Below are 13,863 nucleotides of genomic sequence, written 5' to 3' on the forward strand. Positions count from 1 at the left end.
GCAGCCACCCCCCTCGATTGACGAAACATACGGAGCAGTGCATAGTTATGCCTGTCGCTGAATGCACCGTAAGGAGAAACCCGTGACCGAGCGCGTCGTACTCGCCTATTCGGGCGGCCTGGACACCTCTGTCGCCATCGGCTGGATCGCCGAGGAGACGGGTGCCGAGGTCATCGCGGTTGCCGTGGACGTCGGCCAGGGCGGCGAGGACCTGGACGTCATCCGCAAGCGCGCCCTCGCCTGCGGTGCGGTCGAGGCCGAGGTCGCGGACGCCAAGGACGAGTTCGCCGACGAGTACTGCCTGCCGGCGATCAAGGCGAACGCCCTGTACATGGACCGCTACCCGCTGGTCTCCGCCCTCTCCCGGCCGACCATCGTCAAGCACCTGGTCGCCGCCGCGAAGAAGCACGGCGCCTCGATCGTCGCCCACGGCTGCACCGGCAAGGGCAACGACCAGGTCCGCTTCGAGGCCGGCATCGCCGCCCTCGGCCCCGACCTCAAGTGCATCGCCCCGGTCCGCGACTACGCCATGACCCGCGACAAGGCCATCGCCTTCTGCGAGGAGAAGAACCTCCCGATCGCCACCACCAAGAAGTCCCCGTACTCCATCGACCAGAACGTCTTCGGGCGCGCGGTCGAGACGGGCTTCCTGGAGGACATCTGGAACTCGCCGATCGAGGACATCTACGAGTACACCGCCAACCCGGCCACCCCCCGGGAGGCCGACGAGGTCGTCATCTCCTTCAAGGAGGGCGTCCCGGTCGCCATCGACGGCAGGCCCGTCAGCGTGCTCCAGGCGATCCAGCAGCTCAACGAGCGCGCCGGCGCCCAGGGCATCGGCCGGATCGACATCGTCGAGGACCGCCTCGTCGGCATCAAGTCCCGCGAGGTGTACGAGGCCCCCGGCGCGATCGCGCTGATCACGGCCCACCAGGAGCTGGAGAACGTCACGGTCGAGCGCGAGCTGGCCCGCTACAAGCGGCAGGTCGAGCAGCGCTGGGGCGAGATGGTCTACGACGGCCTGTGGTTCTCCCCGCTCAAGCGGGCCCTGGACGGTTTCATCAACGAGGCCAACCAGCACGTCACCGGTGACATCCGGATGACCCTGCACGGCGGCCGCGCCGTCGTCACCGGCCGGAAGTCGGACGAATCGCTGTACGACTTCAACCTGGCGACCTACGACTCGGGCGACACCTTCGACCAGTCCAAGGCCCAGGGCTTCATCGAGATCTTCGGTCTTTCCTCGAAGATCGCCGCACGGCGCGACCTCGCCTGAGCCTGAGTCGTTGGGCCGTCAGGCCGTCACGACGCCGTCGGGCCGTCACGCAGTACGAAGCCGGCCTCCCCGTTACCTCCGCGGCGGGGAGGCCGGAGCACATCCAAGCCATGCAGTCTTGAGGAGCAGCAGCTGTGAGCAGCAACAACGGTGGTGACGTCCGGCTCTGGGGCGGCCGGTTCGCCGACGGCCCTTCGGAGGCGCTGGCCAAGCTGTCAGCGTCCGTCCACTTCGACTGGCGTCTGGCGCCGTACGACATCGCCGGCTCCCGTGCCCACGCCCGCGTCCTGCACAAGGCGGGCCTGCTCACGGCCGAAGAGCTCGACCGCATGATCGCCGGTCTGGACCGGCTCGAAGCCGATGTGGCCGACGGATCCTTCGTCGGCACCGTCGCCGACGAGGACGTCCACACCGCCCTGGAACGGGGCCTGCTGGAGCGGCTCGGCGCCGACCTCGGCGGCAAGCTGCGCGCCGGACGGTCCCGCAACGACCAGGTGGCAACCCTCTTCCGGATGTACCTGCGCGACCACGGCCGGATCGTCGGCGGGCTGATCGCCGACCTCCAGGACGCCCTGGTGGGCCTCGCCGAGGCACACGCCGACGTGGCCATGCCGGGCCGGACCCACCTCCAGCACGCGCAGCCGGTGCTCTTCGCCCACCACGTACTGGCCCACGTGCAGTCCCTGTCCCGGGACGCCGAGCGGCTGCGCCAGTGGGACACCCGGACCGCGGTCTCCCCGTACGGCTCGGGCGCGCTGGCCGGCTCCTCGCTGGGCCTGGACCCCGAGGCCGTCGCCGCCGACCTGGGCTTCGAGCGGGGCTCGGTCGGCAACTCGATCGACGGCACGGCCTCCCGTGACTTCGTCGCCGAGTTCGCCTTCATCACCGCGATGATCGGGGTCAACCTGTCCCGGATCGCGGAAGAGATCATCCTCTGGAACACGAAGGAGTTCTCCTTCGTGACCCTGCACGACGCCTTCTCCACCGGCTCGTCGATCATGCCGCAGAAGAAGAACCCGGACATCGCCGAGCTGGCGCGCGGCAAGTCGGGACGCCTCATCGGCAACCTGACCGGCCTGCTCGCCACCCTCAAGGCCCTTCCGCTCGCGTACAACCGCGACCTCCAGGAGGACAAGGAGCCGGTCTTCGACTCCTGCGACACCCTTGAGGTCCTGCTGCCCGCCTTCACCGGCATGATGGCCACCCTCACGGTCAACCGGGAGCGGATGGAGGAGCTGGCTCCGGCGGGCTTCTCCCTCGCGACCGACATCGCGGAGTGGCTGGTCAAGCAGGGTGTGCCGTTCCGGGTGGCGCACGAGGTGGCCGGCGAGTGCGTCAAGGAGTGCGAGGCGCTCGGCATCGAGCTGGAGGAGCTCACCGACGAGCAGTTCGCGAAGATCTCGGAGCACCTGACGCCCGAGGTCCGCACCGTCCTGAACGTCAAGGGCGCCCTCGCCTCCCGCAACGGCCGCGGCGGCACCGCCCCCTCGGCGGTCGCGGTCCAGCTCACCGAGCTGAAGGCCGACCTGGTCATCCAGCACGCCTGGGCGACCCACAAGCAGTAGCCGCCGCGCCCGGAGGGGCGGTACGGGCCCGCGCCGGCCCGTACCGCCCCTCCGGCGTGTCCGGGGGATCAGCGGACGACGGTGCTGGAGAACGGCCGGTCGCCGCCGCCGCGCAGGGTGGCTACGCCGCCCACTGTGCCAGCCGGTCGAAGTCCGGGCGGGTCAGGCCGATCCGCTCGTCGATGCGGAGCAGCAGCGTCCGGGCCGGGTGGTACTGGTCGACGTACTCGTGGTCCATGGCCGTGATGTCGTCGTCGATCCAGGCGAAGGGCCGGTTCCCCGCGTACTCCAGGATGTACTGGGTCTTCCAGAAGGTGCCGCGCGGCGCCCGGCCGTGCATCTGCGGCCAGTCGATGAACGGGAGCCGCGGCAGGCCCAGGTGCGGGCCTATCCAGTCGTTCGCCTCGTCCTTCCAGGTCGTCGCCCAGACCAGCTCGTACGCGTCCGCCAGAGCGAGCAGCTCCGCGCCGTGGCCGCGGTTGAGCCACACCCGCAGCGGCTTGGCGCTCTCCGCCTCCGTCCAGCCCTTCGGCCGCATCCGATGGGTGCCGTAGCCGTCCGGGCGCCGCTGGGCCTTGGCCGCGTACGGGTTCAGCGGGCCGTCCACGTCGATCAGCAGCAGTGGCTTGTGGTTCATGTCGGAAGGATTCCTTTCCTCGCCCCGAAGGGCAGCTGATTAATTTCGATGAGTTCGATGAGACAGAGATGTCTCATTCGGGTTATGGTTGTCTCATGGCCATGGACCGTGACCAGGTGCTCCGCGATGCCGCGGCCCTGCTCTCCCGCAAATCGACCGCGACGATGGACGAGGTCGCGCGCGCCGCCGGAATCGGCCGCGCGACCCTCCACCGGCACTTCGCCGGACGCGACGCCCTCGTACGGGCCCTGGAGGAACTGGGGATCCGCGAGTTCGAGGTGGCGTTCGACAACGCCCGCCTCGACGAGGGCACGGCCGTCGACGCGCTCAGACGCCTCGTCGCCGAGGCGGAGCCCAACGCCGAGCTGCTGGCCTTCCTGGTGACCGAGAACCAGCTGTTCGAAGGCGACCAGGTCCACGAGGGCTGGGCCCGCCTCGACGCCCGCGTGAGCGCACTCTTCCGTCGCGGCCAGGAACAGGGCGACATCCGGATCGACCTGAGCCCCGCCTGGCTCACCGAGGCCCTCTACGGGCTCATCGGCACCTGCGCCTGGGCCGTCATGGACGGCCGGGTCGCGGCCAAGGACTTTCAGTACATGATCATCGAGCTGCTGCTCGGTGGCGCAAGACGGAGTGTGGAGAAATGAGCCGTACCGAAGAGCTGAGCAGGCAGAAGGGGACGGAGGCGAAGAGCCCGGGGCGCTGGCTCGCGCTCTCCGTGCTCGTCCTGGCCGTGCTGCTGGTCGCGGTCGACGCCACCGTACTCGGCCTCGCGACCCCCTCCCTCAGCGAGGACCTCAAGCCGTCCGGCACCCAGCTGCTGTGGATCGGCGACATCTACTCCTTCGTCATCGCCGGCCTGCTCGTCTCCATGGGCTCCCTCGGCGACCGCATCGGCCGCAAGAAGCTGCTGCTCGTCGGCGCGACGGCCTTCGGCGCCGTGTCCGTCCTGAACGCCTACGCGACCAGCCCCGAGATGATGATCGTGGCGCGGGCGCTCCTCGGCGTGGCGGGCGCGACCCTGATGCCCTCCACCCTCGCGCTGATCCGCAACATCTTCCACGACCCCAGGGAACGCAGCCTCGCCATCGGCATCTGGGGCGCCACCGCCTCGGCCGGCGCGGCCGTCGGACCGGTCGTCGGCGGAGCCCTGCTCCAGCACTTCTGGTGGGGCTCGGTCTTCCTCATCAACCTGCCCGTGATGATCGCCCTGGTCCTCGTCGGCATCAAGCTGCTGCCCGAGTCCAAGAACCCGGTCGCCGGCCCCTGGGACCTCCTGAGCGTCGGCCTCTCCCTCGTCGGCATCATCGGCGTGGTCTACGCCGTCAAGGAAGTCGCCACCCACGGACCGACCTGGGAGGTCTGGGCCGCCGCCGTCCTCGGCGGGGGCGCGCTCTACACCTTCGTACGCCGTCAGTTCACGCTCACCGCCCCGCTCCTCGACATGCGGCTCTTCAAGCACCGCGGCTTCTCCGGCGCGGTACTCGCCGACCTGCTCACCGTCTTCGGACTGTCCGGACTGGTCTTCTTCCTCTCCCAGTTCCTCCAGCTCGTCCAGGGCCGCGAGCCGCTGGAGGCGGGCCTGGCCGAACTGCCCGCCGCCATCGGCGCCGTGGTCACCGGCCTGGTCGCGGGCAGGTACGCCCGCAGGTACTCGGTACGGGGCATCGTGACCGGCGGACTCGCCGCCATAGGCCTGGCCCTCGCCGCGCTGACCCTGATCCACAAGGAGAGCGGCTACCCGCTGCTCGGCGCGGCCCTGCTCGCCGTGGGCCTCGGCGCGGGCTTCTCCTTCACGGTCACCGCCGACGTCATCCTGTCCAGCGTGCCCAAGGAGCAGGCCGGTTCGGCCTCGGCCGTCTCCGAGACCGCGTACGAACTCGGCGCCGCCCTCGGCATCGCCCTGCTCGGCTCCGTCGTCACCGGCGTCTACCAGAGCTTCACCGCCCCGGAGTCCGTCCCCGGCCCGGTCGCCGACGCCGCCCACGAATCACTCGGCGGCGCCGTCGAAGCGGCCAAGTCGCTGGACCCGCAGACCGCCCAGACGATGGTCGGCGCGGCCCAGGAGGCCTTCGTGGACGGCCTGCGGCTCGCCTCCGGGGTCGGCGCGGCCGTCCTGCTGGCCACCGCCGCGGCCGCCTGGTTCCTGCTCAGGGGACAGGAGCTCCAGGACGGCATCGAGCACTGACGCCCAGCCAAAGGAGGGTGTCCTGAGCGGAGTTGACAGTCCGTCGCAGCTCAGGACACCATCCCCGCGATGGAGATCAATGATCTGACCCCGGCCGAACGCCGCGTGTGGGAGGCCTTCCCGCGCGGTGAGCGGGTCGACTTCCAGCCGGACCCCGACGAGGACGTCGCCGAGGGCGGGGGCTGGGGTCCCGAGCGGACCCTGCGCGCGGAGGTGCTCACGCACCTGCTGCTGAGCGGGACGAGGGCGCCGGGCCTGGTCCCCGGCCTCAACGTCAAGGGCGCCCGGATCGTCGGCAAGCTCAACCTCAAATACGCCATCGTCGAACACGGCGTCCGGCTGCGGGCCTGCTGGTTCGAGCGCAAGCCCCTCCTCTACGGGGCCCAGCTGCGGGCCGTCGTCCTCTCGGACTCGGTACTGCCGGGCCTGACGGCATCCACCCTCAGCATCGACCTCACCCTGCGGCTCTCCTGCTGCCGCATCACCGGACCGGTGCGGCTCGCGGGCGCCCGGATCACCGGCGGGCTGTTCCTCCGGGGGACCACGATCGGCGTACCCGGGGCGGACGAGACCGACGAGGCCCCGCTCCAGTTCAACCACGCCGACATCGGCACCGACGTGGTCGCGACCGGGCTCACCGTCCACGGCCAGACCCGCATCAACGGCACCACCGTCGGCGGACAGATCAACCTCGACGACGCCCGCCTGCTCGCCCCCGGCGGCATCGCGCTGCACGCCGAGAACCTGACCGTCGGCACCGACCTGCGGGGCCATCGGCTGGAGGCCCACGGCCTGGTCAACCTCACGGGCTCCCGCATACCGGGCCAGCTCTACCTCGGCCGCGCCGCCTTCAACAACCCCGGCGGGATCGCCCTGCGCGCCTCCAGCTGCGTCGTCGGCGAGCTGTGGCTGAGCGCCTGCGACACGATCCAGGGCGTGGTGAGCCTGCGCCGCTCCCAGTTCGACCTGCTGCACATGCCGACCGAGACCTGGCCGGAGAAGATCCGCATCGACGGCCTGAGCTACCGCACCCTCGCCCCCCACCTCCCCGCCGAGCAGCGGCTGCCCGCCCTGGAGCGGGAGGAGTCGGGATACCTCCCGTACGCCTACGAGCAGCTCGCCGCGGCCTACCGGACGGCGGGCGACGAAGCCGCCGCCCGCACCGTCCAGCTCGCCAAGCTGCGCCGCCACCGGCGCACCCAGCCCCGGCACGCCCGCGTGTGGGGGCTCCTCCAGGACGTCACGGTCGGCTACGGCTTCCGGCCCCTGCGGGCGGCGGGCTGGCTGCTCGCGCTGCTGCTGACCGGGTGGGTCGCGTACGGCTTCCGGCCGCCCCGCCCGATCAAGGCGGGGGAGGCGCCGGACTTCAACCCGGTCTTCTACACGCTCGACCTGATGCTGCCGATCATCGGCTTCGGCCAGGAGGCGGCCTTCGCGCCGAGCGGCTGGTACCAGTGGCTGTCGTACCTGCTGATCGTGACCGGCTGGGTCCTCGCCACCACGACGGCGGCGGGCGTCAGCCGGGCACTCCAGCGGCAGTAGGAGCTAGGCGGCCTTCGCCTTGGTGGCGTACATGTCCACGTACTCCTGGCCAGACAGCCGCATGACCTCGGCCATCACCGAGTCGGTGACGGCGCGCAGCACGTAGCGGTCGCGGTCCATGCCCTCGTAGCGGGAGAACTCCATCGGCTCGCCGAAGCGGATGGTGACCCGCCCCGGGCGGGGCATGCCCTTGCCGCCGGGCTGGAGCTTGTCCGTGCCGATGACCGAGAAGGGCACCACGGGGGCGCCGGTCATCAGGGTCAGGCGGGCGACGCCGGTGCGGCCGCGGTAGAGCCGGCCGTCGGGGGAGCGGGTGCCCTCGGGGTAGATGCCGAAGATCTTGCCCTCCTCCAGCACGCGGCGGCCGGTCATCAGTGCCGCGACTCCGCCGTTGGCGCCGTCACGGTCGACCGGGATCATGCCGGAACCGGTGAAGAACCAGGCCATGAGGCGGCCCTTGAGGCCCTTGCCCGTCACGTACTCGTCCTTGCCGATGAAGTGGACCGTGCGGTCGCACACGAGCGGCAGGATCATCGAGTCGATGAAGGTGAGGTGATTGCCCGCCAGGATCACCGCTCCGGTGCCCGGAATGTTCTCGATGCCCTCCACCTTGGTGCGGAACATCAGCCGCATGACGGGTCCGACGGTGGCCTTGATGAGCGCGGTACGGAACAACGTGAGCCCTCCGGCATCGAAAAGCGGGTCTCGCACCACACGCTGGTAGTGCAGGTGAGGACGATACTCGCGGGTCACCACTGATCGCACATCGGGTTCACGTGTCGGATACGCAGTGTTGACGCACGTTTCCGCCATGTTCCGCCCGCCACCCCCTCCCGGTCACCGTTCAATTCTACGATCGGCACGCCGATTGCGGGCCGCGTGACACCGGGACATCAGGCGTTCCGGGACCGCGGACCCCTTCAGAATCAGGAGTGGCACTCATGACGCAGGGTGGGGCAGCGCGGCGCACGGTCCTGGGGGCGGCCGTCCTGGCGGCCGGCGGCGGGATCGCCGGACTCTCGGGGGGAACCGCCGCCGCGGCGGGCGCCGGCCGCGAAGGCGGCTACCGGGAGCTCCCCTTCCCGACCGTGATCGGCCACCGGGGCGCCAGCGGCTACCGGCCCGAGCACACGCTCGGCTCCTACCAGCTCGCGCTCGACCTGGGCGCCGACGTCATCGAACAGGACCTGGTCCCCACCAGGGACGGCCATCTGGTCTGCCGCCACGAGAACGAGATCGGCGGTACGACCGATGTCGCGGACCACCCCGAGTTCGCGTCCCGGCGTACCACCAAATCGGTGGACGGGGTCTCCGTCACGGGCTGGTTCACCGAGGACTTCACCCTCGCCGAGCTGAAGACCCTGCGCGCGAAGGAACGTATCCCCGCCGTCCGCCAGCGCAACACGCTGTACGACGGCCGGTGGGCGGTCCCCACCTTCGAGGAGGTGCTGCGCTGGGCCGACCGGGAAGGGAAGCGGCGCGGCAAGCGGGTCTGGCTGCACGTGGAGACCAAGCACCCCAGCTACTTCCGGGCCCTGGGCCTCGGCCTGGAGGAGCCGCTGGCCGAACTGCTGCGCCGGTACGGCCGCGACGGCCGGAACGCGCCCCTATTCCTCCAGTCGTTCGAACCGTCCAGCATCCAGCGGCTCTCCCGCCTGGTCTCCGCGCCCCGTGTGGTGCTGCTGTCCGCCGCGAACACCCGGCCCTGGGACTTCGAACTGGCCAAGGACCCGCGCACGGTCGCCGACCTGGTCAAGCCCGAGGGCCTGAAGTGGATCGCAGGCTTCGCCCAGGGCATCGGCCCCACCCTCGACCTGATCGTGCCGCGCGACGCGGACGGCAGGCTCGGCGCCCCGACCACGCTGGTGCGCGACGCCCACGCGCGGGGGCTGGTCCTGCACCCCTACACCGCGCGCAACGAGAACAGCTTCCTGCCGGCCGAGTACCGCAAGGGCGTCGACCCGGCCGCGTACGGGGACGCCTTCGGTGCCTTCCGGAGGTACTTCGAACTGGGCATCGACGGAATCTTCACCGACAACCCGGACACCGGGCTGCTCGCCGCCGAGGCCTTCCGCCCGGGCCGCAGGCCGAAGGCCTAGCCCGGGCCTGGCCCGGCCCGGCCGGCCCGGGGCGCCGAGCGGGCGCGGCCGGGGGACCCGACCGGCGCCGCGGCAGCTCCCGTCCGCGTCAACGTCCGCGCCGGGTTTCTCGTACGAGTGTGCTGCGTCCTGCGGGGAAACCGCCGGACGCGGCCCCCGCGTCCCGCCCGGCATGGACCTGCTGAAGGAACTCGGACCGCTGCTCTCCGCCGAGGCGGCCGCGGAGGCCCCGGCCGCCGGAGTGGACGCGGCCGACCTGGAACAAGCCGTCTGGGTCAGGCTGCTGGAGCGCGGCCCCGTCCCCGCACCGGCCGACCGCGCGAGCTGGCTGCGCCGGGCGGTGCGCGCCGAGGCCCGCGGAGCCCGCCGCCGGGCCCGCCGCGAAGTCCCCTACGGAGCCCGGCCCGGCAGCGCCGGCGCGGAACCGGAGGACGCGGCCCTGCACGGCGAGGAGAACCGGGTCCTCCGATCGGCCGTCGCCCGGTTGCCCGGACGCTGTCCGGAACTGATAGGGGCACTTCTTTCGCCCAGGGACCTCACTTACCGTGAAATCGCAGGAGAGTTGGGTATCTCACAAGGAAGTTTGGGACCCGTGCGTTCCCGTTGCCTGGGATGTCTGCGCAGAATGCTGGCTGCAGAGGTTGCGGCTCCTGGCCTGCGGGGAAAGGAGCGGTAGACCAACGGGCTACCAGGTGAGCGGGAGGCATGCGCACATGGGCATGAGCGTGACCATTTCGGCAGCGGCCGCCGAGGATGCGGAGCAGATCTTCAAGCTCCAGTATCTGGCGTTCCAGCGCGAAGCCGAGCTGTACGGCAACTACCTCATCCAGCCGCTCACCCAGACGCTCGACTCCCTGAAATCGGAGCTGGAGACGGACACCGTGCTGGTGGCCCGGCTCGGCGACGAGGTGGTCGGCACGGTGCGCGGCAACGTGGACGAGGACGGCACCGGCAAGATCGCCAAGCTCTGCGTCCACCCCCGCCTCCAGGGCCACGGGCTCGGCGCCCGGCTGCTGCGCGCGGTCGAGGTGGCCCTCGCGGGCGACGGCGAGACCAGCCGCTTCCGGCTGCACACCGGCCACAAGAGCGAGTCCAACCTGCGCCTGTACCGCAAGGCGGGCTACGTCCGGGTCGGTGACCGCACCGCCTCCGACGGCGTCCAGCTGGTGATCCTGGAGAAGGAAGCCAAGAGCGCCGCGGACTTCGCCGTCAGCGCCTGACCCCCTGTCATCTCAGGGCCGGCGCCCGGTGCGCAGCCAGAGCATCCCGGTGATCGGCAGGATCACCGGGATGAACAGGTAGCCCATCCCGAACTTCGACCAGACGGTCGCGTCGGGGAAGGCGTCGGGGTTCAGCACCGTCCAGGCGCCCACGACCAGTACGCCGGTCAGCTCGGCGGCGCAGCAGATCCGCGCCGCCTTGCGGGCCGTCTCCCCGCCCCGCACCAGCGAGTACGTGATGAAGGCGTACACCAGCGCGGCCACGGCCGACAGCGAGTACGCCAGCGGAGCCCGGTCGAACTCGGTGGAGATCTGGTAGAGCGAGCGGGAGACCGCGCCGACCGTGATCACCCCGTACAGCCAGACGAGCAGCAGCCCCGGACCGGAGACCAGCCGCTCGCGTCCCACGGGCGTCGGGGCCGTGGCGGAATCGGTGTCGGGCAGATCAGGCACCGGTGGTTCCCCAGATGTCGTAGAGGCGTACTTCGAGCACGGCGAGGACCACCGCACCGGCTGCCACGGTCACCGAGCCCCACTTGGTCCGCTCGGTCAGCGAGAGCATCCCGGCGGCCGGCACCGACGCGAAGGCGCCCAGCAGGTAGGCCACGAAGATCACCGTGCCCTCGTCGGGCTTCTCGCCCCCGCCCAGCTTCACCAGGCCGATCACCAGCTGGGCCAGGACCAGTACGGTCACCACGGCCATGCCGATGAAGTGCCAGTCCTTGGTCGGCTGGTCCCGCAGCGCGGCGAAACCGCACCAGGCGGCGAGGGCGAGTGCGGCCACACCGATGGCGACCGTCAGGGCGTCGAGCATGCAGCGAGGGTATTACGGGCCGAAAGACCCGATGCGCTCACCCCTGGGAGCGGGCTACGGGATCTCCGCGGAGGCCTTCACGGCCGTCGAGCTCCCCGGCCGCCCCGCCGCCGACATCACCCGCGGCAAGCCCGACCCCGAGCCCTTCCTGCCGGCCGCGGCCCGGCTGGGCGCCGATCCGGCCCGCTGCGTGGTCTTCGAGGAGGCTCCGGCGGGGCTGGCCGCCAGCCGCGCGGCCGGGATGCGGACCGTGGCCTTGACCACAACGCACACCGCCGCCGAGCTCGACGCGGACGTGGTCGTACTGGACCTCTCGGCCGTGTCGGTGCAGGTCAGTGGAGGCGGTCTGACCCTCGGGACCGACGGCCGGAGCTGACCGATGTTGTCCGTAATGCGGTCGGAATTCGTCCGCTATCCGGACAGCATTGATCGGTGACGCGAGAGGTCTGCTTTACTGGGGCCCATGACCACGACGAGCAGCCGCACCCTTGCGACCGAGGCGACGATGACGCCCGGTGCTCGTTGTATGTGTCGAATGTGCGCCTTCTGAGGGCCCCCTCCCAGCAGTCTCGCGCCCCGAAGCGAGACCGGCCGAGCCCCGTCCGGCACCACCGTGTGACACCCGGAACGCTCCTGCCCCGCGCACGCGTCGCCATCACCCCTTCGTGATGGTCCGACCCGTATCGCGTCCCCAGATGTTTGCCCCGTGCCCGGCACACCGCTGCGCCGTGCACTCGACAGCGACGGAATTCCTGTGATCACCACATCGGGCCTCACGAAGGTCTACCAGTCCCGTGGCCGCGAGGTCACCGCCCTGGACGGCGTCGACCTGCACGTCCGCGAGGGCGAGGTCTACGGAGTCATCGGACAGAGCGGCGCCGGCAAGTCCTCCCTGATCCGCTGCGTGAACCTGCTGGAGCGCCCCACCACCGGCACGGTCACCGTCGACGGAGTCGACCTCACCGCCCTCGCCGGCCGCGGCCGACGCGCCGGCAAGGAACTCCGCGAGGCCCGCAGCCGCATCGGCATGGTGTTCCAGCACTTCAACCTGCTGTCCTCGCGCACCGTGCAGGCCAACATCGAGCTGCCCCTGGAGATCCTGGGCATCTCCGGCCGCGAGCGCTCCCGCAAGGCCTCCGAACTCCTCGACCTCGTGGGCCTCGCCGACAAGGCCAAGGCCTACCCCGGCCAGCTCTCCGGCGGTCAGAAGCAGCGCGTCGGCATCGCCCGCGCCCTGGCCGGCGACCCCAAGGTGCTGCTCTCCGACGAGGCCACCAGCGCCCTGGACCCCGAGACCACCCGCTCGATCCTCCAGCTGCTGCGCGACCTCAACCAGCAGCTCGGCCTGACGGTCCTGCTGATCACCCACGAGATGGACGTGGTCAAGACCGTCTGCGACTCCGCCGCGCTCATGAAGCGGGGCCGGATCATCGAGTCCGGCACCGTCTCCGAGCTGCTGGCCACCCCCGGCTCCGAGCTCGCCGCCGAGCTCTTCCCGGTCAGCGGCTCCGCCACCGGCCCCGAGCGCACGGTCATCGACGTCACCTTCCACGGCGAAGCCGCGACCCAGCCGGTCATCTCCCAGCTCTCGCGCACGTACAACATCGACATCTCGATCCTCGGCGCCGCGATGGACACCGTCGCAGGCAAGCAGATCGGCCGCATGCGGATCGAGCTGCCCGGCCGCTACGAGGACAACGTGGTCCCGGTGGGCTTCCTGCGCGAGCAGGGCCTCCAGGTCGACGTGGTCGACGACGCCGAAGACGTACAAGCCGCGGTCGACGCGCTCGCCGACGCCGACACCGACGCACTGGTCAAGGATGGTGCCAAGTGACCTGGTCCGAAATGCAGCCCCTGCTCACCCAGGGCACGTACGACACCCTGTACATGGTGCTGTGGTCCGCCCTGGTCACCGTCCTCGGCGGGCTGCCCATCGGCATCCTGCTCGTCCTCACCGACACCGGCGGCCTGCTCCAGAACCGGCCGCTCAACAAGGTCCTCGGCGTCATAGTGAACGTCGGCCGCTCGCTGCCGTTCATCATCCTGCTGATCGCCCTGATCCCGGTCACCACCGCGGTCGTCGGCACCTTCATCGGCCCCACCGCCATGATCGTCCCGCTCGCCATCGGAGCCATCCCCTTCTACGCCCGCCTCGTCGAGACGGCCGTCCGCGAGGTGGACCACGGCCTGATCGAGGCCGTCGAATCCATGGGCGGCGGCGTCCCGACCCTGGTCGGCAAGGTGCTGCTGCCCCAGGCGCTGCCCTCCCTGATCGCCGGCGTCACCACCACCGTGATCACCCTCATCGGCTACTCCGCCATGGCGGGCGCCGTCGGCGGCGAAGGACTCGGCTCCAAGGCCATCACGTACGGCTTCCAGCGCTTCGAGACCGGCTTCATGGTCGCCACCGTCGTCATCCTGATCGCCCTCGTCACGGTGATCCAGCTGATCGGCGACGGCGTGGTACGCGTCCTCGCCCGCCGCGGCCGGACAGCCTGAGCGGTCACGGACCCCCCAGACCC

14 protein-coding genes and 1 pseudogene are annotated in these 13,863 nt (G+C 70.7%); 11 read left to right on the forward strand and 4 right to left on the reverse strand.

Annotated features, from left to right (window positions below; translation table 11 throughout):
• The first annotated feature begins 82 nt into the window (after positions 1 to 82).
• Together ACZ4TG_RS36090 and argH are read left to right on the forward strand one after the other, a co-directional pair.
• Entirely contained in the window at positions 83 to 1,276 is a 1,194-nt protein-coding gene (locus ACZ4TG_RS36090; RefSeq protein WP_468171941.1) for an argininosuccinate synthase, read from the forward strand.
• A gap of 134 nt (positions 1,277 to 1,410) precedes the next feature.
• Positions 1,411 to 2,841 (forward strand): argininosuccinate lyase, encoded by a 1,431-nt coding sequence (argH, locus tag ACZ4TG_RS36095; protein ID WP_468171944.1) that lies wholly within the window; start codon positions 1,411 to 1,413, stop codon positions 2,839 to 2,841.
• Between the two features lie 121 nt (positions 2,842 to 2,962).
• Here the strand turns inward: argH and ACZ4TG_RS36100 are convergent, their stop codons facing one another.
• Positions 2,963 to 3,478: an HAD domain-containing protein gene (locus tag ACZ4TG_RS36100; protein ID WP_468171947.1), complete on the reverse strand. Its 516-nt coding sequence runs from the start codon at positions 3,476 to 3,478 to the stop codon at positions 2,963 to 2,965.
• Between the two features lie 95 nt (positions 3,479 to 3,573).
• Between ACZ4TG_RS36100 and ACZ4TG_RS36105 the strand changes: the two genes are divergently transcribed.
• From ACZ4TG_RS36105 to ACZ4TG_RS36115, 3 genes are all read left to right on the forward strand, one after another.
• Positions 3,574 to 4,125: a TetR/AcrR family transcriptional regulator gene (locus ACZ4TG_RS36105; RefSeq protein ID WP_468171950.1), complete on the forward strand. Its 552-nt coding sequence runs from the start codon at positions 3,574 to 3,576 to the stop codon at positions 4,123 to 4,125.
• A complete protein-coding gene (locus ACZ4TG_RS36110) occupies positions 4,122 to 5,666 on the forward strand; it encodes an MFS transporter (RefSeq protein ID WP_468171953.1) in 1,545 nt (514 codons plus the stop codon). The genes ACZ4TG_RS36105 and ACZ4TG_RS36110 overlap by 4 nt, the downstream gene beginning before the upstream one ends.
• Positions 5,667 to 5,735: 69 nt before the next feature.
• Positions 5,736 to 7,208 (forward strand): membrane-associated oxidoreductase, encoded by a 1,473-nt coding sequence (locus tag ACZ4TG_RS36115; protein WP_468171956.1) that lies wholly within the window; start codon positions 5,736 to 5,738, stop codon positions 7,206 to 7,208.
• Between the two features lie 3 nt (positions 7,209 to 7,211).
• Here the strand turns inward: ACZ4TG_RS36115 and ACZ4TG_RS36120 are convergent, their stop codons facing one another.
• Positions 7,212 to 7,841, reverse strand: a complete 630-nt coding sequence (locus ACZ4TG_RS36120; RefSeq protein ID WP_468172216.1) for a lysophospholipid acyltransferase family protein — start codon at positions 7,839 to 7,841, stop codon at positions 7,212 to 7,214.
• A 308-nt stretch (positions 7,842 to 8,149) separates the two neighbouring features.
• On the opposite strand from ACZ4TG_RS36120, the gene ACZ4TG_RS36125 reads away from it, so the two are divergent.
• The 3 genes from ACZ4TG_RS36125 to ACZ4TG_RS36135 all read left to right on the forward strand — a co-directional run bounded on the left by ACZ4TG_RS36125 (position 8,150) and on the right by ACZ4TG_RS36135 (position 10,527).
• Positions 8,150 to 9,307: a glycerophosphodiester phosphodiesterase gene (locus tag ACZ4TG_RS36125; protein WP_468171959.1), complete on the forward strand. Its 1,158-nt coding sequence runs from the start codon at positions 8,150 to 8,152 to the stop codon at positions 9,305 to 9,307.
• 172 nt (positions 9,308 to 9,479) lie between these two features.
• Complete coding sequence (locus ACZ4TG_RS36130; RefSeq protein WP_468171962.1) at positions 9,480 to 9,983, forward strand: sigma-70 family RNA polymerase sigma factor; 504 nt, start codon at positions 9,480 to 9,482, stop codon at positions 9,981 to 9,983.
• 37 nt (positions 9,984 to 10,020) lie between these two features.
• The gene (locus ACZ4TG_RS36135) at positions 10,021 to 10,527 is read left to right on the forward strand and encodes a GNAT family N-acetyltransferase (RefSeq protein WP_468171965.1); all 507 of its coding nucleotides are present in this window, start codon (positions 10,021 to 10,023) and stop codon (positions 10,525 to 10,527) included.
• Between the two features lie 12 nt (positions 10,528 to 10,539).
• Here ACZ4TG_RS36135 and ACZ4TG_RS36140 read toward each other — a convergent pair whose 3' ends face one another.
• Complete coding sequence (locus tag ACZ4TG_RS36140; protein ID WP_468172218.1) at positions 10,540 to 10,971, reverse strand: hypothetical protein; 432 nt, start codon at positions 10,969 to 10,971, stop codon at positions 10,540 to 10,542.
• 1 nt (position 10,972) lies between these two features.
• Positions 10,973 to 11,341 (reverse strand): hypothetical protein, encoded by a 369-nt coding sequence (locus tag ACZ4TG_RS36145; RefSeq protein WP_468171968.1) that lies wholly within the window; start codon positions 11,339 to 11,341, stop codon positions 10,973 to 10,975.
• Positions 11,342 to 11,447: 106 nt separating this feature from the next.
• Between ACZ4TG_RS36145 and ACZ4TG_RS36150 the strand changes: the two are divergent.
• The 3 genes and pseudogenes from ACZ4TG_RS36150 to ACZ4TG_RS36160 form a co-directional block, all read left to right on the forward strand.
• Positions 11,448 to 11,717 (forward strand): annotated as a pseudogene (locus tag ACZ4TG_RS36150) (HAD-IA family hydrolase); the annotation flags it as partial.
• Positions 11,718 to 12,095: 378 nt separating this feature from the next.
• Complete coding sequence (locus ACZ4TG_RS36155) at positions 12,096 to 13,175, forward strand: methionine ABC transporter ATP-binding protein (protein WP_468171971.1); 1,080 nt, start codon at positions 12,096 to 12,098, stop codon at positions 13,173 to 13,175.
• Positions 13,172 to 13,840: a methionine ABC transporter permease gene (locus ACZ4TG_RS36160; RefSeq protein ID WP_468171974.1), complete on the forward strand. Its 669-nt coding sequence runs from the start codon at positions 13,172 to 13,174 to the stop codon at positions 13,838 to 13,840. Before ACZ4TG_RS36155 ends, ACZ4TG_RS36160 begins: the two co-directional genes overlap by 4 nt.
• The last annotated feature ends 23 nt before the right edge of the window (positions 13,841 to 13,863 follow it).

The organism is Streptomyces sp. NPDC028314, assembly GCF_055565795.1.

Bases quoted from the DNA above. Each gene is read 5' to 3' on its own strand.
- ACZ4TG_RS36100 (WP_468171947.1), bottom strand. From the start codon at position 3,478: ATGAACCACAAGCCACTGCTGCTGATCGACGTGGACGGCCCGCTGAAC.
- ACZ4TG_RS36105 (WP_468171950.1), top strand. From the start codon at position 3,574: ATGGCCATGGACCGTGACCAGGTGCTCCGCGATGCCGCGGCCCTGCTC.
- ACZ4TG_RS36110 (WP_468171953.1), top strand. From the start codon at position 4,122: ATGAGCCGTACCGAAGAGCTGAGCAGGCAGAAGGGGACGGAGGCGAAG.
- ACZ4TG_RS36115 (WP_468171956.1), top strand. From the start codon at position 5,736: ATGGAGATCAATGATCTGACCCCGGCCGAACGCCGCGTGTGGGAGGCC.
- ACZ4TG_RS36120 (WP_468172216.1), bottom strand. From the start codon at position 7,841: ATGCGGCTGATGTTCCGCACCAAGGTGGAGGGCATCGAGAACATTCCG.
- ACZ4TG_RS36125 (WP_468171959.1), top strand. From the start codon at position 8,150: ATGACGCAGGGTGGGGCAGCGCGGCGCACGGTCCTGGGGGCGGCCGTC.
- ACZ4TG_RS36130 (WP_468171962.1), top strand. From the start codon at position 9,480: ATGGACCTGCTGAAGGAACTCGGACCGCTGCTCTCCGCCGAGGCGGCC.
- ACZ4TG_RS36135 (WP_468171965.1), top strand. From the start codon at position 10,021: ATGGGCATGAGCGTGACCATTTCGGCAGCGGCCGCCGAGGATGCGGAG.
- ACZ4TG_RS36145 (WP_468171968.1), bottom strand. From the start codon at position 11,341: ATGCTCGACGCCCTGACGGTCGCCATCGGTGTGGCCGCACTCGCCCTC.